This window comes from uncultured Metabacillus sp. (genome assembly GCF_947503125.1).
GTDB lineage: Bacteria > Bacillota > Bacilli > Bacillales > Bacillaceae > Metabacillus.
This window is the reverse complement of record NZ_CANNCR010000034.1, coordinates 1-20574: the sequence shown is the minus strand read 5'-3', so window position 1 is coordinate 20574 and position 20574 is coordinate 1. Positions and strand designations below refer to the sequence as shown.

At 37.7% G+C, this 20574-nt stretch carries 19 protein-coding genes and 1 pseudogene; 7 read left to right on the top strand and 13 right to left on the bottom strand.

Features of this window, described 5'->3' with window-relative positions; all coding sequences use genetic code 11:
• Window positions 1-21: 21 nt before the first annotated feature.
• The 3 genes from Q1B07_RS18215 to Q1B07_RS18205 all read right to left on the bottom strand — a co-directional run bounded on the left by Q1B07_RS18215 (window position 22) and on the right by Q1B07_RS18205 (window position 3009).
• Complete coding sequence (locus tag Q1B07_RS18215; protein WP_299092823.1) at window positions 22-843, bottom strand: carbohydrate ABC transporter permease; 822 nt, start codon at window positions 841-843, stop codon at window positions 22-24.
• Window positions 843-1709 (bottom strand): carbohydrate ABC transporter permease, encoded by an 867-nt coding sequence (locus Q1B07_RS18210; RefSeq protein WP_299092824.1) that lies wholly within the window; start codon window positions 1707-1709, stop codon window positions 843-845. Before Q1B07_RS18210 ends, Q1B07_RS18215 begins: the two co-directional genes overlap by 1 nt.
• Window positions 1710-1776: 67 nt before the next feature.
• Window positions 1777-3009: an extracellular solute-binding protein gene (locus tag Q1B07_RS18205; protein WP_299092826.1), complete on the bottom strand. Its 1233-nt coding sequence runs from the start codon at window positions 3007-3009 to the stop codon at window positions 1777-1779.
• A 465-nt stretch (window positions 3010-3474) separates the two neighbouring features.
• Between Q1B07_RS18205 and Q1B07_RS18200 the strand changes: the two are divergent.
• From Q1B07_RS18200 to Q1B07_RS18190, 3 genes and pseudogenes are all read left to right on the top strand, one after another.
• A pseudogene (locus Q1B07_RS18200) lies at window positions 3475-4021 on the top strand (TetR/AcrR family transcriptional regulator).
• A gap of 13 nt (window positions 4022-4034) precedes the next feature.
• Window positions 4035-4391: a multidrug efflux SMR transporter gene (locus tag Q1B07_RS18195; RefSeq protein WP_299092827.1), complete on the top strand. Its 357-nt coding sequence runs from the start codon at window positions 4035-4037 to the stop codon at window positions 4389-4391.
• Complete coding sequence (locus Q1B07_RS18190) at window positions 4388-4810, top strand: YvaD family protein (protein ID WP_299092828.1); 423 nt, start codon at window positions 4388-4390, stop codon at window positions 4808-4810. Before Q1B07_RS18195 ends, Q1B07_RS18190 begins: the two co-directional genes overlap by 4 nt.
• 66 nt (window positions 4811-4876) lie before the next feature.
• Here Q1B07_RS18190 and htpG read toward each other — a convergent pair whose 3' ends face one another.
• Together htpG and Q1B07_RS18180 are read right to left on the bottom strand one after the other, a co-directional pair.
• Entirely contained in the window at window positions 4877-6754 is a 1878-nt protein-coding gene (gene htpG, locus Q1B07_RS18185; RefSeq protein WP_299092831.1) for a molecular chaperone HtpG, read from the bottom strand.
• Between the two features lie 399 nt (window positions 6755-7153).
• Window positions 7154-8206: an NAD(P)/FAD-dependent oxidoreductase gene (locus tag Q1B07_RS18180; protein WP_299092833.1), complete on the bottom strand. Its 1053-nt coding sequence runs from the start codon at window positions 8204-8206 to the stop codon at window positions 7154-7156.
• Between the two features lie 217 nt (window positions 8207-8423).
• On the opposite strand from Q1B07_RS18180, the gene Q1B07_RS18175 reads away from it, so the two are divergent.
• The 4 genes from Q1B07_RS18175 (at window position 8424) to Q1B07_RS18160 (ending at window position 12320) form a co-directional block, all read left to right on the top strand.
• Complete coding sequence (locus Q1B07_RS18175) at window positions 8424-9272, top strand: ABC transporter ATP-binding protein (protein ID WP_299092834.1); 849 nt, start codon at window positions 8424-8426, stop codon at window positions 9270-9272.
• Window positions 9220-10146 (top strand): iron-hydroxamate ABC transporter substrate-binding protein, encoded by a 927-nt coding sequence (locus tag Q1B07_RS18170; RefSeq protein WP_299092836.1) that lies wholly within the window; start codon window positions 9220-9222, stop codon window positions 10144-10146. Before Q1B07_RS18175 ends, Q1B07_RS18170 begins: the two co-directional genes overlap by 53 nt.
• 165 nt (window positions 10147-10311) lie before the next feature.
• A complete protein-coding gene (locus Q1B07_RS18165) occupies window positions 10312-11316 on the top strand; it encodes an iron ABC transporter permease (protein ID WP_299092838.1) in 1005 nt (334 codons plus the stop codon).
• The gene (locus Q1B07_RS18160; RefSeq protein WP_299092840.1) at window positions 11313-12320 is read left to right on the top strand and encodes an iron ABC transporter permease; all 1008 of its coding nucleotides are present in this window, start codon (window positions 11313-11315) and stop codon (window positions 12318-12320) included. The genes Q1B07_RS18165 and Q1B07_RS18160 overlap by 4 nt, the downstream gene beginning before the upstream one ends.
• 68 nt (window positions 12321-12388) lie before the next feature.
• Here the strand turns inward: Q1B07_RS18160 and Q1B07_RS18155 are convergent, their stop codons facing one another.
• The 8 genes from Q1B07_RS18155 to Q1B07_RS18120 all read right to left on the bottom strand — a co-directional run bounded on the left by Q1B07_RS18155 (window position 12389) and on the right by Q1B07_RS18120 (window position 20501).
• Window positions 12389-13450, bottom strand: coding sequence for a Gfo/Idh/MocA family oxidoreductase (locus Q1B07_RS18155; RefSeq protein ID WP_299092842.1), 1062 nt, complete (start codon window positions 13448-13450; stop codon window positions 12389-12391).
• 21 nt (window positions 13451-13471) lie between these two features.
• On the bottom strand, window positions 13472-14335 hold the full coding sequence (locus Q1B07_RS18150) for a sugar phosphate isomerase/epimerase (RefSeq protein WP_299092844.1): 864 nt from the start codon (window positions 14333-14335) through the stop codon (window positions 13472-13474).
• A gap of 33 nt (window positions 14336-14368) precedes the next feature.
• Entirely contained in the window at window positions 14369-15196 is an 828-nt protein-coding gene (locus tag Q1B07_RS18145; protein WP_299092846.1) for a carbohydrate ABC transporter permease, read from the bottom strand.
• A 12-nt stretch (window positions 15197-15208) separates the two neighbouring features.
• The gene (locus Q1B07_RS18140; protein WP_299092847.1) at window positions 15209-16150 is read right to left on the bottom strand and encodes a carbohydrate ABC transporter permease; all 942 of its coding nucleotides are present in this window, start codon (window positions 16148-16150) and stop codon (window positions 15209-15211) included.
• Between the two features lie 62 nt (window positions 16151-16212).
• Complete coding sequence (locus tag Q1B07_RS18135) at window positions 16213-17481, bottom strand: sugar ABC transporter substrate-binding protein (protein WP_299092849.1); 1269 nt, start codon at window positions 17479-17481, stop codon at window positions 16213-16215.
• Window positions 17482-17504: 23 nt separating this feature from the next.
• The gene (locus Q1B07_RS18130) at window positions 17505-18485 is read right to left on the bottom strand and encodes a Gfo/Idh/MocA family oxidoreductase (RefSeq protein WP_299092850.1); all 981 of its coding nucleotides are present in this window, start codon (window positions 18483-18485) and stop codon (window positions 17505-17507) included.
• Window positions 18486-19493 carry a Gfo/Idh/MocA family oxidoreductase gene (locus tag Q1B07_RS18125; RefSeq protein ID WP_299092851.1) on the bottom strand — a complete coding sequence of 336 codons (1008 nt, stop codon included), beginning with the start codon at window positions 19491-19493 and terminating at the stop codon, window positions 18486-18488. It abuts the gene before it with no gap.
• A gap of 15 nt (window positions 19494-19508) precedes the next feature.
• Complete coding sequence (locus tag Q1B07_RS18120; protein WP_299092852.1) at window positions 19509-20501, bottom strand: Gfo/Idh/MocA family oxidoreductase; 993 nt, start codon at window positions 20499-20501, stop codon at window positions 19509-19511.
• Window positions 20502-20574 lie beyond the last annotated feature (73 nt).

Genomic DNA, 20574 nt, shown 5'->3' with positions numbered 1-20574 from the left:
AATTTTTCTAAAGAGCATTTTTTATTTAATTGCCCCTCTTGTCACACCGCCAATGACCCATTTTTGTGCAAAGACATAAACAATCACCATTGGCGAAAGTGCTAATAAATAAGATGCAAATGCCAAGTTAACATCTGTAGCGAATTGCGATTGAAAAATATACTGAACTAACGGCAAAGTTGAATGTGCCTGATCACTTAAAATAATCAATGGCAGCATAAAGTCATTCCACGCCCATAAACAAGTTAATATTCCGATTGTTGCGTTTATAGGTGTTAATAACGGAAAAATAACCTTCCAAAAAACCCCCCATGTGCTGCACCCATCTACAATAGCCGCTTCTTCAAGCTCGACAGGGATTGAGCGTATATAGCCGACATAAATAAATGTATTAAAGGCCATCCCATACACAATATATAAAAAGATTAGTCCATTTGGATCTGTCATCCCAAGGCTGGAGGTTAATTTGATAACCGGAAGCATAATGATCGGAAATGGGATAAATAATGCACCTACGAAATAATAATACAATCCTTTAAAAAATTTCTTATGAAGATTTCTTGCTATCACATAAGCCACCATCGAATTTGTCAAAATTGTAAAGGTAAGCGTGATAATGGTGATATAAGCACTATTTTTAAAGGCATGAAAGAAATTGGTTGCTTCAATTGCCTTTGCAAAGTTTTCAAAGTGAAAACCCAATGGAAAAGAAAGTACTGATTGTGCCAGTTCCTCAGGTGTTTTCAATGCAATCGAAATTGCAATATATAAAGGAAAGATGATAAACAAGGAGCCTAAGGCAATTAAAACGGTCAACAGCCAATTTGTCTTTTTTTGTTTCATTACATGTCAATCTCCCTTCTTTGAAGTACTCGAATTTGGAAAATAGATATTAACATGATCACTATAAAGTAAATGACAGAGTTCGCAGATTGATAGGCAAACTCTCCACCTTGAAATCCACCCTTATAAATAAGAACAGAGATTGCTTCGGTTGCCCGGCCTGGCCCCCCATTCGTCAAGGCAATAACCTGATCAAATACCATTAAGAAATTTTTCATCGCTAAAACCATATTGATCGTAAAGAAGGGCGCTATCATCGGAAAGGTAATCTTCCAAAACTCCTGCCATTTGTTTGCACCATCAAGATTTGATGCTTCATACAATTCACTTGGCACCGTTTGCAGACCTGCCAAATATAAAATGATGTTCAGGGCACATGCTTGCCAAACAGCCACAATCACGATCCCAATCCATGCTAAATTTTCATTTCCTAATATATTTGTAGATAGAAAACCAATATTAAGTTCTTCCCCAAACTTCGGTACAACATTTGCAAAGATATAGTTAAAAATATAACCGACTATTAAGACACCAAGTACATTTGGTAAAAAATATACCGCTCTGAAAAAGTTCTTGAATTTAATCTTTGCATTTAAGCCCATCGCAATTAACAGACTTAAAATATTTACTAATATAGTCGATAAAATCGCAAATTTAAAAGTAAATCCATACGACTGATAGATATTTTCATCTTTAAAGAGATTAATATAATTTTTGAATCCTACAAAATCATAGGTGAAGCTTAAGCCGTCCCAGTTTGTGAAGGAGTAATATACACCTTGAATCGCCGGAAGTGTATGAAATACGGCAAATAGGAAAACGGCTGGCAATGCCATGAAATACAGTGTGATGTTTTTGGTTTTCATAATATTCCCTTCCTTATTTTGATTAGAAAGATGCAGATATGCAAAATTCCACGTGATCACTGCACTTTTATTGTCGCTCCTGTACCTTTGTCCATTCTTTATCCAATGTCTTTAAAAATTGGTTTACATCTTTATTATGAGCGAGCACTTGGAGCTGCTTATCAAGCCCTACTGCAATTGGCACATAGTGATCAGGGAAATCCAGAAGTGCCCCCTTTTCAAAACTAGGTTTCAATCCTTCTAACACAGGATCTTCTTGAATTACACCTTTCCTAGCTGAGAATGCATTTTGCTGATTGATGTATGTTTTCATATTTTCATCAGCTAATAAAAATTCAACAAATTTTTTAGCTTCTTCAGGATGTTCTGATCTAGAGGAAAACGCAAGAAGTAAATCGACACCTGAAACTAATTTAGATTCCCCCGGTACGTCTGTAACTGGATATGGAAATACACCAAGGTTTATATCAGGATTCGCTTTTTTAATTTCAGGAATGGCCCAAATCCCTTGGAGATACATAGCTGCTTTCCCGTTTGCAAAGGCTATGTTTCCATCGGAATAGGCTTTTCCATACTGGTCTTTGTGGCCATATTCCATTAGTTGCATAAATTTCCCAGCCGCTTCCTTATGACTTTCTGCAAATGTTGTATGTTCCTTTTTCAGTTCCTTAAAGAACTGTCCTCCTTGGGTGTTTGCAGCAAGAGCATTATAAGAAGGAAGGGTTGTCCAAGCATCCTTAAACGTAAAGTAGAACGGTATTTTTCCTGCTGCTTTGATCGTTTCGGCTGCTTCAATGAATTCATCCCATGTAGTTGGTACTTCAATACCTAATTCTTTAAACATATCCTTGTTATAGATCACTGAACTGGCGTTTGCAGCAAATGGTACCGCATACACTTTTTCCAAGCCTGACACATCCTTTAACATTTGTATATATGCAGGCTGGATATCCTTTAGCAAATCGTTATTCGTCACATCTTCGAATATTTGTGCATTGGCTAAATTAGCAAAAGTAAAATTAGCTCCAATTCCCATTACATCAGGTATTTCACGTTTTACGACCCGCATTTTCAAAACAGTTTCAGCATCGGGCGGGTTTGATTGTACAACATCAATTCCCGGGTTTTCCATTTCAAATTTTTTGATTAACTCATCAAATGTTGCTTTTGCTTCTGATTTATACTGAAAAAATTCGATCTTCACTTTGCCCTCTGCATCATCTGCAGAACGACTGGCACATCCAGCAAGTCCTGAAACAACTAGAAAACTAGCCAGTATAAATACCACCACTTTTTTCATTTTTTTGTCCTCCTAACAAATACATAAGCACTTTCTCCATGATTATTATCTTTTCCAATAGGAGCAAACAGCCAGCAACACTCTTTAAATACTCCCAAAACTATCCATCTGTTAAGTCACTCCTATTAGTAAACTTTACTTAAAAAAATATCATTTAATTCGTTTTCTTTTTTAATATTAGCAAAGTTTTTATATGATAACAACAGATTTTTACGATATTTTACTTAATTTTACCCTCATTTTGGTCTTTTTTATTAGTTATATTTACTAAAAACTACAAATGACATAATAAAACATACTAAGACAGACATGATTTAAATTTATTTCTGGCTCTTTATTGATTATTTATATTAAATCCATAAATCTAATTTTTTATAAAAAATAAGTTGAAATTTCCTAAAAAAACCAGTAAATACCGAAGAAACCAAGAAAGTATCTCCGGTACCAAAAAGGGGGCACAATGCTTTGCAAGAGAGAATAATTACTGAAGCAATTCTTCTTATTCAACAAAAAGGTTTTACTTTTACGATTAGTGAATTGGCTACAAGGCTTAGAACAAGTAAAAGGACCATTTATGAGCACTTTACATCAAAAGATCAAATGATCGAGATGATTATTGATAACCTTATTTCACAGATAAAAGTAAAGGAAAAAGAAATTGCAGAAAATGATGACCTGGAGCTACTTGAAAAAATCAATCAAATTCTCTGCTGTACGCCGAAAGATTTTGAAATAATGGATATGCGTTTATTATCAGATTTAAAAAAGCATCACTATTATCAATGGGAAAAGCTCGATTATTTTTTAAAAAAGGAGTGGTCTGTTGTCCTTCATTTAATGGAGCAAGGAATTGATTCGTCCAATAAATTTACAAGCCTTTATTGAGCTCTATTTAGGTGCCATTAATCAAATCTATGACCCGATTTCTTCTTATCAGCGTCAGCAAACAATTGGAGAGAGGCTGCAAACTGTTATGGACATCCTTTTAAACGGCATCATTAATCGAACATAAAGGAGGAGTAATCATGGCATGGGTCTATTTATGCCTTGCTATCTTACTTGAGGTAGCTGGAACAACAAGTATGAAATTATCCGAAGGATTTACCAGACTATTGCCAAGTATTTTACTACTAATCTTCTATGTTGGCAGTCTCGGATTTTTAACATTAACATTAAAAACAATTGATGTCTCAGTTGCATATGCCATTTGGTCTGGTATGGGCATATTAATTATTACATGTATAGGTGTTTTTTATTTTGGTGAAAGCTTTAATACACTTAAGCTTCTTTCCATCATTCTGATCATTGTGGGTGTCATAACATTGAATTTTACTGTTGAGCATGAAAAAGCGAGTAGTGAGCAGGTGACTGAAGGGAAATGATGAAATATTTAAAGCCATTTTTCTTAGTAACAGATATAGGGTTTATTCTTTATTGGATTGTTACTTTTTTCAATATAATTCCTAAAAGCTGGGCGTTTAAGGATTATGATCACTCGATTATCATTGCATGGAATTGGTCATTTTTCCCTTTGGATATGTTGATTTCCATTACTGGACTTTTCAGCCTGTACTTATATAACAAAGGAAAAGAAGTGTGGAAAACATTCGCCTTGATTTCGTTAGTATTGACCTTCTGTTCTGGCTTACAAGCCATTGCCTTTTGGATTTACAGCCAAGACTTTGATATCACTTGGTGGGCAATGAACTTGTATTTATTAATTTACCCGCTGTTTTTCCTAAGAATGTTTGACGATAAAGGAAATGTAATCGAGTCTTCCAAGAGAGTGAAATCCGTTTAATTGAAATATACTTAAAACCCACCCGCCCTATTGCTCTATATAAAGCAAGGGCTGGTGGGTTTTAATTTACACCATTACTTTGCATATATCATTTGTAAACTCAACCGGGTCAGTAATTGGCAATCCTTCAATTAAAAGAGCTTGATTGTACAAGAGATTCGTATATAGGTTTACCTTCTCTTTATCTGTTTCAAACGCATCTTTTAATGAATTAAATACATCGTGATTTACATTTATCTCTAGGACTTTTTCTGCTTTTATATTTTGGTTATCAGGCATAGCATTAAGGACTTTTTCCATTTCAATGGTAACTTCCCCTTCCGTTGACAGACACACAGGATGTGTCTTTAAACGCTTAGATGCTCTGACATCCTTTACTTTATCCGATAAAATATTTTTCATATAATCAAAAAGTTCTTTGCTTTCATTTTCATCCGATTGGTTGTTTTCTTTCTCATCTGCTTCTATACCTAAATCACCGCTGGAAACAGATTTGAATGGCTTTTCTTTGTAATTCATGATCATTTTGATGGCGAATTCATCGATATCTTCTGTGAAGTATAAAATTTCATAGCCTTTATCTGCTACAAGCTCTGTTTGTGGGAGCTTGTCAATTCGTTCAATTGATTCACCAGAAGCGTAGTAAATATACTTTTGGTCTTCAGGCATTCTTGATACATATTCATCTAAGGTAACCATTTTCTTCTCTTTTGATGAATAGAACATCAATAAATCCTGCAAAACTTCTTTGTTGCTGCCAAAATCACTGTATACGCCGTATTTTAACTGTCTGCCAAACGATTTATAGAATTGTTCGTACTTTTCTCTTTCATTTTTCAATAAGCTTTGCAATTCATTTTTGATTTTCTTGTTAATGTTTTTTGCAATAAGCTTTAATTGGCGATCATGCTGCAGCATTTCCCTTGAGATATTAAGAGATAAATCCTCAGAATCAACCATTCCTTTTACAAAGCTAAAGTAATCAGGAAGCAGGTCAGCGCATTTGTTCATGATTAAAACACCATTTGAATAAAGCTCTAAGCCTTTTTCATATTCCTTTGAGTAATAATCAAACGGCAGCTTTTCAGGGATATACAAAATCGCATTATATCTTATTGTCCCATCAACACTAATATGGATATGCTTTAACGGTTTATCGAAGCCGTAATGCTTCTCTGTGTAAAACTTCTCATAATCCTCATCAGTCAGTTCACTTTTATTCTTTCTCCAAATCGGAACCATGCTGTTGATTGTTTGTTCTTCTTGGTACTCTTCTAATTCATTTTCGCTGCCTTCTTTTGGTCTTTGTCCGGAAACATCCATTTTAATAGGGTAGCGAATAAAGTCAGAATATTTTTTGATAATCGATTTTAATCGATATTCCTGTAAGAACTCATCATAGTTTTCATCTTCTGTGTTCTCTTTGATCTTCAAAGTGATTTCCGTTCCGACAGCAGCTTTTTCATGTGGTGTAATTGTGTAGCCATCTGCTCCGGTAGACTCCCACTTATAAGCTTCATCACTGCCTAGCGCCTTGCTAATAACTGTTACAACATCAGCTACCATAAAGGCGGCATAAAAACCAACCCCGAATTGCCCAATGATATCATGGCCATCTTTTAATTCATTTTCATTTTTAAATGCTAAAGAGCCGCTTTTGGCAATTGTTCCAAGATTCGCCTCAAGCTCTTCCTTCGTCATCCCAATCCCTGTATCTGTAATCGTTAACGTTCTATTTTCCTTATCAGCAGATACTTTAATATAGTAACTATCCTTGTCAAAGCTTAATGAATCATCTGTTAATGCTTTATAATAGATTTTGTCGATTGCATCACTTGCGTTAGAAATCAATTCTCTTAAAAATACCTCACGCTGTGAATAAATCGAGTTAATCATCATTTCTAATAGTCTTTTAGATTCTGCTTTGAATTGCTTTTTTGCCATGACAGCCTCCCCTTTCAAAATGAAAACTACGTAAAATTGAATGAACGTAGCAAAAATTAGTTCTATTAAATGATAACATAAATAATTAGCACTCTAACAATTCGAGTGCTAACATCTACTTTTTTGATATCATAATTCCTTTTATTTGTCAACAATTAAGAAAAGCGCAAGGCGCCCGCCTATCGGCGACAAGCATAAGGCGAATAGGAATAGAAGGTGTTCTTTACCTTCAATTCCTATTTGACTTATGACCTCGAGCCGATGGCGCCTGGAGCTAGACACTAAAACTAAGTTTAAATTTATACTTTCTTTACTTTGAACAAAGAAACGTAGTTCTGCATAACAAAAAGGGCTGTCTGATAAGGATTCGCACCTTGAATAGACAGCCCTCATTCTATCTTATGATTTCATCATTTCCTTCACGATTTCTCGATTGCGCTGTTTAAACACTTCATTATGAGAAGAAACCATCCCGATTTTTGCTGCATCTGGCTGTATGAATTGCTTTGCTTTATTCACAGCATTGGCAGCATCCTGAAAAGCACCTGCAATTAAATTCAATTTCCCCTCATGCTTAAGGATATCTCCGGCAGCGTAAATTCCTTCAACAGAAGATTCGCTGACAGCATTACCAGCAATATAGTATTGGTCCGCCAAGGAAATATTCACTTCAGTATTTTTGAGCAATGTTGCATCCCGTTCATACCCGTGATTAATAATGACTTCATCAATGGCAAAATAAGAAACATCACCTGTTTCATGGTTTCGTAATTCAACACGTTCAATCACATCATGATTTTCACATGCGAATAATTTTGAAATGGATGTATGGAAGAGGCAATCTGCAGAACTATTCATTAGCTGTGTTGCTTGAGCTTCATGACCTGTTAAAACTCCTTTACGATAGACGAGATAAACCTTTTTGGCAATCGGCTCTAATTCATTTGCCCAATCAATCGCAGAATTTCCGCCACCGGAAATAATCACTGTTTTATCTTTGAAACGCTTTAAGGATTTTACTGTATAATGTAAATTTGTTACTTCAAATTTCTCTGCACCTTCAATTTCGAGCTTTTGGGGATTCAAGATCCCGCCTCCAACAGCCACGATCACTGTTTTTGTATAATGCTTTTGACCAGAAGCAGTATGTAGCACAAAAATACCTTCTTCATCCCTGGCAATCGATTCTACTTTTTCATTTAACACAACTGTTGGGTTAAACGTTAATCCTTGCTTGACAAGCTGCTCGATTAGCTTCTCACCAAGAATGGGTGTTTGCCCCCCAACATCCCAAATCATTTTTTCTGGATAGACATGGATTTTTCCGCCTAATTGAGGCTGAAATTCGATAAGCTTTGTTTTCATTTCTCTCAGTCCACTGTAAAAAGCAGAGTAAAGTCCTGCTGGTCCTCCCCCAATGATGGTGACATCAAAAACATCATATTGATTCACGTTCTGCTCACTCCTCCAAAAATTATATCAAGTGATTATCATTCTCATTTAACTATAACTTCATTCTCTTTCTTTGACAATAAAAATGAGAATGATTATCAAAAAGATAGTTGACAAGAGCAACAGATCGAATTATAGTAATGACAGGATCGATTGTGATAATCATTATCATTTATCTTCCTTTTTCTTTATTATTTAAACAAATGGAGGGTACATAATGGTTCGCCTATATACAAAAAACGTAAAAATTGGGTATGGTGAACGTTTAATTGTGAAAGATCTCAGCGTGGAGATTCCAGATAAAAAGATCACGACGATTATTGGTTCAAATGGCTGCGGAAAATCTACTCTGTTAAAAGCAATCACTCGTATTATTCCACATCAATCCGGAACAATTATTTTAGATGGAGAAAATATCTCAAAAGAGAATACGAAATTACTAGCCAAAAAAATGGCGATTCTTCCGCAAACACCTGAGAGCGCAAGCGGATTAACGGTTGGCGAACTCGTATCCTATGGCCGCTTTCCATATCAAAAAGGGTTCGGCAGGTTAACGAAAAAGGATTATGAAGTGATTGATTGGGCACTTGAAGTAACAGGAACAAACGACTTTAAGTTCCGGCCTGTTGATGCATTATCAGGGGGACAGCGCCAAAGAGTCTGGATCGCTATGGCCCTTGCACAGGAGACAGATATTATCTTCTTGGATGAACCAACAACTTATTTGGATATGGCTCATCAACTAGAGGTCCTTGAGCTTTTACAAAAACTCAATATCGAGCAGGAACGTACGATTGTCATGGTTCTGCATGATTTAAACCAAGCGGCCCGGTTTGCAGACTATATCATCGCATTAAGAGAAGGAGAAATAGTCAAGGCTGGCGATTGCGAGGAAGTCATGACTCATGATGTACTAAAGCAGGTTTTCCAGATTGATGCTCAAATTGGACGTGACCCGCGAACAAACAAACCAATGTGTATCACATACAACTTATTAAAAGGAGAACACAATAATGAAGAAACATCTGATGATACCACTTACCCTACTCTTGCTGTTAATTATTAGTGGCTGCGGCAGCAACTCAGCGGAAAAAGAAAGCAGCTCTGCTTCAGAAAAGAAAGAATCCGAAACTATCACCTATCAATCTGAAAATGGCCCGATTGAAGTACCTGCTGATCCGCAGCGTGTAGTCGTTCTTTCATCCTTTGCCGGAAACGTCATGGCGTTGGATGTAAATCTTGTTGGGGTTGACTCATGGTCTAAAGCCAATCCTCGTTTTGAAGAAAAATTAAAAGATGCTGAAGTCGTAACAGATGAAAGTTTAGAAAAAATTATTGAATTAGAACCAGATTTAATTATTGGTCTATCAAATATAAAAAATGTTGATAAATTAAGTGAAATCGCACCTACTGTCACATTTACATATGGAAAAGTAGATTATTTAACACAACACTTAGAAATTGGAAAGCTATTAAACAAGGAAAAAGAAGCACAAGCTTGGATCGATGATTTTAAGAAGCGTGCACAAGAGGCTGGTCAAGAAATTAAAGCAAAAATCGGCGAAGATACAACCGTTTCTGTCATTGAGAACTGGGATAAACAATTATACGTATATGGCGATAATTGGGGACGCGGAACTGAAATTCTTTACCAAGAAATGAAATTAGCCATGCCTGAAAAAGTAAAGGAAATGGCATTAAAAGACGGCTGGTATGCTTTATCTTTAGAAGTACTGCCTGAATTTGCTGGAGATTATGTCATCCTTAGCAAGGACGCAGACACAGATAATTCATTCCAAGAAACAGAGACCTATAAAAATATCCCTGCTGTTAAAAACAATCAAGTAATTGAAGTTAACGCAAAGGAATTCTATTTTAATGATCCACTTACATTAGAATACCAACTTGATGTCTTCACCAAAAGCTTTTTAGGCGAATAATTTATTTTTCAGGAGGCTGTCTTTAGGCGCAACCTTCAAACAAACAATATAGGATCTTAAACGAGCAGATCGTTCCTTATATTATGTTTGTTGTAGGGGAAGAACCATTAGAGACAGCCCCTTTTCTATTATCCTACTATATAAAAGAAAAGATGAGAGACTGTGATGACTAAACAAAATCAACTCCCGTTTATTTTTAAACTAATTGCTTGCCTTATTTTATTTGTTGGTATGTTTATTGCATCCATGATTTTTGGAGCTGCAGATACAACCATAAAGGATGTATGGCTCGCAGTAACGTCTACTGTAAAAAGCGACAGCATTTCCATTCTTCGCGAAATTCGTTTGCCGCGTGAAATTGCGGCCATTTTTGTTGGTGCCGCACTCTCCGTTTCCGGAGCAATTATGCAGGGACTCACAAGGAACCCGCTTGCAGATCCAGGCTTACTTGGACTGACTGCTGGGGCAAATGCGGCTCTTGCGATAACCCTTGCTTTTTTCCCTTCTGTTAATTACTTCGGAATTATGATTGCCTGTTTTATTGGCGCTGCCGTTGGAACGATTATGGTCTTCGGCATTGGCGCCATGAAAAAAGGGGGATTTTCACCGCTCCGCATCGTGCTGGCTGGTGCAGCTGTATCTGCTTTTCTCTTTGCCATAGCAGAAGGAATTGGGATTTATTTCAAAATCACCAAGGATGTTTCCATGTGGACAGCTGGAGGATTAATTGGGACTTCATGGAGCCAGCTTTATGTAATCATCCCGTTTATCGTCATTGGTATTTTGATTTCCCTTTTCTTTTCAAGACAACTGACCATTCTAAGTTTGAGTGAAGAGGTAGCTGTTGGCTTAGGGCAAAAGATCGTTTATATAAAATCCATCCTTTTTATCGTGATCATTTTATTAGCTGGTGCAGCTGTATCACTTGTCGGAAATATGGCATTCATTGGGTTAATGGTTCCCCATATTGTTCGTGCCATCGTTGGTACAGATTACCGCCATATCATCCCAATTTCAGCAATTATCGGAGCAACCTTTATGCTTTTTGCTGATACATTAGGCAGGACGATCAATGCTCCATTTGAGACACCTGTTGCTGCCATTGTATCCATGATGGGCTTACCTTTCTTCCTATTGATTGTGCATAAAGGAGGCAAAACGTTTTCATGATCCACCCAGCCTTACTAAAAAAACAACGAATAATTTTATTTGTTTTACTTGCATTCATTCTCTTAACCATCGTCATAGGGATTGGAATAGGCTATGCATCGTTATCGTATGACAGACTGTTGCCCACGATCCTCGGCCAAGGTACGTTTAAAGAAGAATTTGTTTTATTTTCAATTCGCTTACCGCGAATTTTCATTACATTTTTAGCAGGTATGGCACTTGCATTATCCGGTGCCATTTTACAAGGAATCACCCGCAATGATTTGGCTGATCCCGGGATTATTGGGATTAATTCAGGTGCTGGTGTGGCGATTGCTATTTTCTTTTTGTTTTTCCCTATCGAAGCAGGATCATTTGTTTATTTGCTTCCGCTTGTCGCTTTTGGCGGTGCACTATTAACCGCATGCTTAATCTATGTTTTTTCTTATAATCGAACAATGGGCCTGCAACCTGTAAGATTAGTGTTAATTGGAGTCGGATTTTCCATGGCGCTCTCCGGGGTGATGATTGTTTTGATTTCATCAGCAGAACGGGAGAAAGTTGATTTTATTGCCCAATGGTTAGCCGGGAATATTTGGGGATCAGACTGGCCTTTTATTTTAGCCATTCTTCCATGGCTGGTTATCCTGATTCCTTTTACATTGTATAAAGCAAATCGCTTGAATCTACTAACCTTAAGCGAGCCTGTAGCCATCGGGGTTGGTGTTTCCATTGAAAAGGAACGCATCGCCTTGCTGTTAACAGCCGTTGCCCTTGCTGCTTCTGCTGTTTCCGTCACAGGTGGAATTGCGTTTATCGGGCTTTTGGCGCCACATATTGCAAAGGCTTTAGTTGGACCGAGGAATCAACTGTTTATCCCGGTTGCGATTTTAATAGGGGGATGGCTGTTATTGCTCGCAGATACAATCGGCCGTAATGTGATTGAACCTGATGGGATTCCAGCAGGAATTATGGTCGCTTTGATAGGTGCACCTTATTTTATGTATTTATTATTGAAAAAATAGTATAGAAAATCCCATGGAATTTAGCGATTCTCATGGGATTTTTTACCTGTTATTATTTAATAAAACATTTAATCAAAGCTAATCTCAGTTCCCTTTTGACTGGATTCATATATTCCGCATAAAATCTTCATGATCTCCACTCCATCTTGTACCGGACTCAATGTTTCTGTTTCGCCAATACAGCTTAGGACAAAATGGTCGATTTCACTTTGGAACCCTTGAACGAAATCGAATGTTAAGGAATCTACTTGTGGAGTAGCATTCAGTATCGTATTGTATTTTTCAGTAATGATGGCTAATTCAGGCTCAACCTCCACTCCACCTTTATCACCGTATAGCTTGACGGCAATTTCATCTTTCTTTGCGTGAAGGGTAAAGCTTACGTCAACCATTAAGGAAGCCCCATTTTCAAAGCGAATCAATGCGTTTGCCAAGTCTTCGACCGAGTTTTTATCTGGGTCATAATCTGCAGCTTTATAGAATGATAGATTTTGAACATTTGATCGGTTCCCCAACTTTGAATAGGTATTGCCGGATATTGTTTTTACTTTTGGTTTCCCCATCAAATACCAGCAAATATCGATTACGTGGACACCCAGATCAATAAGCGGGCCACCGCCAGATCTTTCCTTATCTGAAAACCATCCGCCTGGATTTCCTAATCTTCTTAAGCATGATGCTTTTGCATAATAAATATCCCCAAGTTCATTTGCATCGATAAATTCCTTTAAGATCTTTGTGTTTGAAGCATATCTGCGGACAAAACCTACTTGAAGAACCTTGCCCGTGTGTTTTACGGTTTCTTCAATTTCCTTAGCCTCTTCAACTGTTGTACATAGCGGCTTCTCAACTAATACATGCTTGCCAGCTTTTAAGGAAGCAATCGCAATTTCTGCATGTGAATGATTCCATGTACAAATACTGACTGCATCAATGGTTTCATCAGCCAATAATGATTGATAATCACTATAATAGTTTGAAGCACCATAGCGGGTAGCTTTTTCTTCAGCTCTTATAATATTGAGATCACAAACAGCGACTAACTCAACGTTTTCATTCTTTTCATAGGATTGCAAATGCATATCTGAAATCGATCCGGCACCAATTACCCCTACTTTAAGTTTACTCATACCTTCTATTCTCCCTTTCTATTAAACTTGTTCCCAAATTCTGCGAACATTGTCCAAGCTAATTTTTGACCCTCGCTTACACTCTTCCATTCCTTCAAACTCTATTGAAATATAACCATCATAATTTGAATGCTTAATCACCTTAATGACTTCATACATATCAATATCTCCATGACCAACGATTGAACCTCTTAAATAATTTCCTGAGGCTGTTTGAAACCACCCTTCCCCGGGATCTTGATTTCCAGTCCGGTAATAAAAATCTTTAATATGAACCATTGAAGCATCGGAAATATTTTTCTTTATTGCTGAAATAGGGTTCTCATCCACACATAAAAAATTCCCTGTATCCAAAGTCGTTTTAAAATTTGCTTTATTGACATGATAAAGCAGCGTTTGCACACGGTCACTTGCTTGAACAAAATATCCATGGTTTTCAACACTCGTGGTAATATCATAAGCTGCCGCATAATCGGCTATTCGCTTGCATGCATTTGCAAGCTTTGGCAAATCCTCTTCAAATTGCTGGATCGAGATCTCTCCAATTGGACGCCAAGCTACATCATGACGCATACGTTTTACGCCAAGACCATTTGCGATATCAACTTGTTTTAATACTCTTTCTATTTCCTGTTCATATTGACCTTCATCTGATGTGATAAAATTTGCGCCTATCGCATAATTCGAGATCTCAATCCCGACTGCTTCAGCTTTTTGACGAATTGCATCTGTTAACGCTGGATTATCGTCTAATGAAAAGCCCATTGGTACGATTTCAATATGCTCTCCGCCTTGATCTGCAATCCATTCAATTGCTTGTAAAATATCTATTTCCTTTGACTTTAGTGCTGAATACAAGCTATAAGAGCTTAGTCCTAGTTTCATTTTTGTCCTCCAAACCTATCATTCATTAAATAATTACCCTTTAACCCCGCTTAATGCAATTCCTTCAATAAAATACTTTTGTAAGAATAAAAAGATGATAATCATTGGCGCGGTTGACATTAACGCACCTGCCATTAATAATGGATATTCTGTAGCATATTGTCCCTGGAATGTAGCAATACCTATCGATAAAACCCTCATCTCATCAGAGTTTGTTGCGATTAATGGCCATAGGAAATCATTCCAGGCAGCTAAGATCGTGAAAATGGCAAGCGAGACAAGTGCAGGCTTTGATAATGGCAAGATAATGCGCCAATAAATTCCGAAGAAAGAACAGCCATCGATTTTGGCCGCCTCGTCCAGTTCTTTCGGAATAGCCATAAAAAATTGTCGCAAAAGAAATGTTCCAAATGCACTAAAAATCCCAGGAACAATAATTGCATAAAACGTATCAATCCAGCCCAGCTCCCTCATAATGACAAAGCTTGGAATCATAACAACCTGAGAAGGGACCATCAATACAGATAAAATGGCAATAAAGATGATATTTTTGCCGGGAAATCTTAGTCTTGCAAAGGCATAAGCTGCCAAAGAGCAAAGAATAAGCTGAAATACCGTTCTTGCTACAGTAATAATAATCGTGTTCAAGTAATATTGAGCAAAGTTTATCTTTTCAAAAACTTCTAGATAATTTTCAAATTTAAACTCTTTAGGAAAGATCGTTGGCGGCACCTGCATCGATTCAGCAAATGATTTTAACGAGGTTGAAACCATCCATAAAAAAGGCATGATCATAATAATGGATCCAATTATTAGTAAACCATGGACAACGATTTTCTTTCTTTTATCTGCATGCACCATTTCCCATCCCTCCTACTGATAATGCACCCATCTCTTCTGAAGTACCATCTGAATGATGGTAATAATGAGAATGACAACGAATAAAACTAATGCTTGTGCTGAGGCATAGCCCATATTGAAAAATTTAAATCCATTTTCCCAAACGCTATATACAACTGTTCTCGTAGGATCTAATAAAGAGGCATTATCTCCAATCATGACAAAAATCAAGTCAAACACCTGCAGTGAATTTATCATTGACATGACTAATACGAAGAATAAACTTGGTGTTAATAAAGGAACCGTGATATTCAAAAATTTTTGAAATTCATTTGCCCCGTCTAAATTTGCCGCTTCATAATAGGATGCTGATATTCCTTGCAGGCCGGCTAATAAGATCACAGCGTTATACCCAACACTCATCCAAACACTTACAAGAATAATAGAAAATAAGGCAAATTTTTCATCAAACAACCAGCTAGGCTGTGGTAAATGAAGCAACCCAAGAATATAATTAATTAATCCAAATTCTGAATTGTACAACCATCGCCAAACCATACCGACCGCAATCGGCATCGTTACTACGGGAATAAAAAATAGCGTTCGATAAATGACAATCCCTTTAATTTTTTGATTAAGTAAAACCGCTATAATCGTTGCAAAAATAATTGAAATCGGGACAGATACAACCGTAAATAAAACCGTATTGATCATCGATTGCACAAATGTTTCTTCTTGAAATAATGTGGTGAAATTCTCCAGTCCGATGAAAATAGGTGCCGTAAGTCCATCCCACTTTGTAAAGGCTAGATAGAATGATGAAACAGCAGGTGCTAGGTAAAAGATGGTTAGCCCTAACACAACAGGTGCTATAAATATGTATCCCCATAGCGCTTCAACTGAGGCCATTTTCGATCTTTTTTTGCGGTTTGTTGTTTGAACCATTTGCTTAGATCGGGCAGTTTGCACTTCCATTAATGAACACCCCTTTGTTTGGATCAGGGGAAGCCCGGAATCCCAGTACCTCCCCACCCATATTAATTTTTAGATTCCTTCTCTAGGATTTTGTTCATCTCTGAAGCAATTTTCTTCGTAGCATCTTCAATCGATTTTTTCCCTAACAAGGCAGCTTGAATTTCCTTATCCTCAATTTCCTGCCATTCCGCTGTATTTTTCGATACTGGGTATGGTACTCCAAACTCTAAGCTATCAACGAAAACTTTTAAATCTAGAGAAGGGATCGACTCTAACCATGCGCCTTCCGTACCGTTGTATGCTGGAATACTAAAGCCTGATTCAGCCATCCATTTACCAGCTTCTTCACCAGCTAACACTTTTTGCAGCTCCCATGCCAATTCTTCATGCTTTGTCTTTGCATTCATAACCCAGCTCAAGCCGTGAACAATACTGGCTTGTTCTTTTCCTTTAGGAAGAACCGCTACACCTAAATCTTCACCTAACATTTCATGCAAAACAGGGGCATTCACTGAAATATTCGGAAGCATGGCTGCCTTACCTGAACCAAAAATTTGGTTTACCTTTGTTTCAATCTGTGCCTGGGCAGAAGGTGAAATCCCCTCATCCATTAAATCCTTTGTCCATTGCAATGCGCTTTGGGCTTCAGGAGAATCAAAGCCTGATTTTGTTTTATCATCACTAATGATAAAGCCCCCTGCTTGATGAATTAAGTTATAGTAACCCGCTTGGTTGGATGCTGAAGCAATATACCCATAAATTCCATTCTCTTTATCCGTTAGCTTTTTGCCAACTTCCTCCACCTTAGCCCAGTCCCAAGTCTCATCTGGATAAGGAATCCCAGCTTCATCAAAGATCTTCTTATTATAGAAAAGACCAATTGAATCTAAGAAATAAGGTAAGCCAAATAATTTATCCTCGTATGTGTAGAGATTAACTAATGCAGGTGTATAGACACTAGTATCTAATTTATCTCCATCTATTAAAGGCTGAATATCCTTAATAAGCCCTGAAGATGCATATTGATAAAAGTTAGGACCATTCATCCAGAAAATATCTGGACCGCTGCCGCCGGCTAGACTTGTTTTTAACTTGGTCCAATAGTCAGCATATGGGGTATAGGTTACTTTTACTTCAACCTCTGGATGCTTTTCTTTGAATAATTCAATGGACTTATCTACTACTTCACTAACATTCTCATCCCATAAAGCAACATTTAGTGTCACTTTATCTGAAGATCCCCCTGAAGCACCTTCCTTACTGCTGCAACCTGCCAGAAAGATACTTCCAATCAATATGACCCCTAATAAAAGCGAGAAAAATTTCCTCATCCCAAATCCCCCTTTATTGAAAGCTATTTATTTATTGAAACCACTTTTTTCAATCTGTCAGATTCATAAGCCGCCTTTACAACTTCCAATGTTCTTAAGCCATCCTCACCGGTAATAGATGGTTTTCCCTTTTGTCGTACACATTGAAGAAAATCAGCAATCAGCCCTTGATCCATGTCATCAGCCCATGAAAGATGCTGAATTTTTTTCTCCGTATCATTGTAGTAGACTGAATGCTGTTTAAAGGCATCGACAGAAAGGGTTCCTTTTGTACCGACAAATTCCAATAATACATCCCCCCAGGTAGGGAATGTTTTTGGTCGTGACCAGCTTGGGTCAATTGTCACAATGATGCCTGATTCAAGTTCCAAAGTGACAATGCCGCAGTCCTCTACATCAATCGAATAAAATTTTGTATCAAGCTCTGCATAGACATTTTTCACTTCATCATGTAAGATCCAGCGAATGAGGTCCATCACATGAACAATATGATCAGTTGCTGCTCCCCCACCTGATAATTCCTTTTCGATAAACCAGCCGCCTGGCATTTGTCCATGGTTCGTTCCATTTATGGCAACCACTTCACCTATTGCTCCTGAACGAATTAATTCCCTTACTCTTTGAATGGCAGGAGCAAATCTTACCGGATAGGCAACTTGTAAAATGACACCAGCCTCTTCGCAAGCTTGGATCATCTCTTTTGCATCTTCTACCTCGGTGGCAATTGGCTTTTCACATAAAATATGCTTTCCAGCACGTGCTGCAGCAACCACATGCTCCTTATGCTTTTTATTTTCAGAACACACTACAACAGCTTGAAGCTCTAATTCTAGAAATTGCTCTAAATCGTCGATATATTGGCAGTTAAAGAGATTAGCCATTTTCGACCCTCTCTCATGGTCTTCATCCCATATCGCGGTAATCTCAACCTCAGGGTCGGCAAGCAAATGCTTTGCATAGCTAAAAGCATGCATATGTGCAAAACTAATCATTCCGATCTTCATTTAAACCACCTCTTTCTTTGACAGTAGAGAAACAGGCTGCCCAATTCTTGCTGATTCAATAGCTGCCCTCGCAACTTCAACTGCTTTTATCACATCTTCATCAGAAATAATGGTCTTTTCTCCAGATATCAAACATTCCCTGAAATGTTGAAGCTGTTGTTGAAGCGGTGAACGCTTTCCTATCGATTCTGGTACAGCTACACCAAAACTGTTTTGGCTATGATCCTCTGATAAACTAAGTTTAATAGGGTTGCTATCTAGATTATTATAGGTAAGCATCCCTTTATCCCCTGTAATCTCAAAGCTTGATTCAAATGCCTTTTTGGCCCAGGACAATTCAAGATGTACAATAGTTCCGCTTTGCATGCGTAATGTGACAAACGCATGCTCAATTGGCGTCCCATCCTCACTTTCTCTTTTCATTTGTTTTGCCATCACTCTTTCAACCTCGCCAAACGTCCATCGCAGCCAATCAAAATCATGAATTCCCAAATCCAGCAAGACGCCGCCGCTCTTTGCTTCATCCATATACCATGCATCTCTTCCTTTAGGATAAGGACCTCCTCTTGACAATCTGACGACACCAGGGTTGCCAATTGCACCATTTTTCACTTGCTCCCGTGCGTGTTGATATTCTGGATAAAAGCGAAGGGTATGCCCGACAAGAAGCTGGACATTGTATGTTTTACAAACATCATAAAGTTCCTTACACTCTTTACCATCTAGTGCAAGGGGCTTTTCACAAATAATATGCTTACCGCTTTTAGCAGCCTTTCGAATAAACTCACTATGCAAATAGGTTGGCAGGCATATATCAATTACATCAACATCTGATTTCAGCAGACCCTCATAATCGGTATAACCGTTTGTCTTGTATGTTTCTGATAATTGCTCGACCACTCTATGGTTGCGGCCAGCAATTCCGCCAATTTTAACCGTTTTCATTTTTGACCATGCCTCTAAATGAAGCTTTCCCATTGTACCTGTTCCGACCACACCAATTTTCACTTCATTCACCTCTCGTTATAGCGATATTTTATCCTCGATTAAAGAAGATAGTTTAATAGGTAATCCTAATTCATTTGACTTATTGGATGCCAATGTTGCAGCAAGGGTTTTTACTCCATCCTCATAATCAGATAAGAGAATTGCCGGATCACCCTTCATGACAGCCTCAATAAAGCGATTATCCTGTTCCTGGTAAAAATCAACCTTTGATTTATAAGTGATTGTAGAATCCTTTTCAACAATTGATACATTCACTCCATCTATCTCAACACGAAAATCTTTGCCAAGAATTTCGATTCCTGTCCGATGGTCGAGCTGGGTCATAGAGGAATCTAGATGCCCCACTGCCCCTGATTCAAATGTAACGTTTACAGAGGTGACATCTGGAATGTCTATATTTGGTATATCAGATAATACTTGAAGGCTCATATTTGCATAAACGGAATCAAATTCCCCTGCTAAGTAACGCATCAAATCAAGCGTATGGGTGGATTGTTCAACCAGCTGCCCCCCTGATTTATTCATTTCACGGTACCAAGGTGTTGAAACAAAGGATGTTATGTAATGCCCTCTTACCATAGCGATCGTTTTATCCTTTAAGTACTCCTTCGCTTTGGCAACAGTATCTAAATAGCGTAAACAATAACCAACTCCGCAAATAACACCTGAATTCTTTATGACTTTCGCTTTCTTTTGTACGGTTTCGATATCAAGGCCCAATGGCTTTTCTACGAGTAAATGAATGCCTTTGGCTACAATTTTTTCTTCTATATCGCCGTGTGCAAATGGAGGAACACAGACAAATACAGCATCCATCACTTCCTTCTCAAGCATTTCATCAAGATCTGTATAAGGTGTTGCATTGTATTGCAATCCTTTTTTCTTTGCGTTTTCCTCAGCAATATCACATACAGCGACAATTTCAGCATTTGAGTTTTTCGAAACATTTTCTAAATGGACACCAGCGATTCCGCCAACACCTACAAAACCTACCTTTACTTTACTCATCTTTATACCCATTCCTTTCGCTTCGCTCAAGGCACAAAACGTAATGAAATAAGTTTTGTACCTCGAGCGTCTA